General features: G+C 42.0%; 1 protein-coding gene. It reads right to left on the reverse strand.

The genetic code is table 11. From position 1 onward, the window contains the following. Positions 1–142: 142 nt before the first annotated feature. Entirely contained in the window at positions 143–568 is a 426-nt protein-coding gene (locus DD616_RS16965) for an N-acetyltransferase (RefSeq protein ID WP_208871961.1), read from the reverse strand. Positions 569–622: the final 54 nt, after the last annotated feature.

Genomic DNA, 622 nt, shown 5'->3' on the forward strand with positions numbered 1-622 from the left:
TCATTGAGGCAAACAAAGAAACATAACGCCGCGTTAAGTGGTGAGCAACGCCAACCACCCTACCTAAACTATTGTGCCGTAATCACTAAATTCAAAGCAAACTGAAAATGCCAAGCGTTGGGAATCCGTCTTAAACGCTTTGTTATGTGCCCGAACTCATTGTGTACTCTGGGTGTCCCGTGTGTTCGTCACGTTGCTCACTGATGACAGTAAAGCCTTGAGACAGATAGAACTGATAACTAGCCTGATTTTCCTTGTATACGGAAAGGCTCAATATCGCTCTTTGAGCTTTAGCATGGCTTAACAATTGCTTACCGACACCTTGCCCCTGAAATGTAGGAAAAACGAATATAGCTGCCAAGTTATTTTCATACAGCGCATAAAAGCCGACTATTTTCGACTCGACTTCGTATACGAAAACTTCTGAAGATGGAATATAAACATTACGCATACTTTCAACTTGAGATTCCCAAAAGTCAGCCGAGACAAAATCATGAGCTTTAACAGATGCTTCAAGCCAGATTTCCAGGACGAAATCTACGTCACTTGAGTTGTATTTTCTTATCATTTTCGAACTCTAGATTGTCAAATTTATCGGGGCAACATAACGCCCGGCTAAGGG

This window comes from Vibrio anguillarum (assembly GCF_003390515.1).
Classification (GTDB): domain Bacteria; phylum Pseudomonadota; class Gammaproteobacteria; order Enterobacterales; family Vibrionaceae; genus Vibrio; species Vibrio anguillarum.

Bases quoted from the DNA above. Each gene is read 5' to 3' on its own strand.
- DD616_RS16965 (WP_208871961.1), bottom strand. From the start codon at position 568: ATGATAAGAAAATACAACTCAAGTGACGTAGATTTCGTCCTGGAAATC.